Source organism: Stenotrophomonas sp. HMSC10F06, from assembly GCF_001807865.1.
Classification (GTDB): Bacteria; Pseudomonadota; Gammaproteobacteria; order Xanthomonadales; family Xanthomonadaceae; genus Stenotrophomonas; species Stenotrophomonas bentonitica_A.
The window spans coordinates 1-531 of record NZ_KV791254.1; the positions used below are offsets into that span (position 1 = coordinate 1).

The window sequence follows — 531 nt, forward strand, 5'->3', positions numbered from 1 at the left end:
CGCACGCCGCGCCAGCGCCAGCGCCACGCGCACCCAGCAGGCCGCGCGTGGCAGCGCCGCCGAACGCAGTGCCGAACCGCAGCGGGCGGTTGCCAGCCAGGCGCCGTTGACCCCGGCCATGCCGGCGGCGACCGTGCGGCAGTTCCCGTTCGGTGAGGTCGGCAACCTGCAGGCCAAGCCCTGGCCGCGGTCCAGCCTGGCCCCGGCTGCGGGCGGGGCGCTCAATGCGAGCTTCTCCACGCAGGCGCCGCAGGCTGCGTTCTATCCCTTCGAGCCGCGTCTGCAGGAGTCAGCCGAAACGGCCGAACCCGCACGCCGGCACCGCGACTGAGCATCGTCGCGGCGACGCTCCGCTCCGGCCCGTGCGCCGGAGCGTTCCCCCCCCCCCTTTTTTTTCCTGACCCGGAGGCTCGTGTCTGATGACCGCCCGTATCCGTACCCACGCCCTGGCGCTGATCGCCATGACGCTCCCACTGGTGGCCTGCGCCCAGTCGCCGTCGCCGGCCACCGCTGCCGCCCCGGCGGCGGCCG

The 531-nt window shown here is 75.0% G+C and carries 1 pseudogene; it reads left to right on the plus strand.

The features are described 5' to 3' along the window. Positions 1–331: pseudogene (locus HMPREF3113_RS01755) on the plus strand (anti-sigma factor); the annotation flags it as partial. Between the last annotated feature and the right edge of the window lie 200 nt (positions 332–531).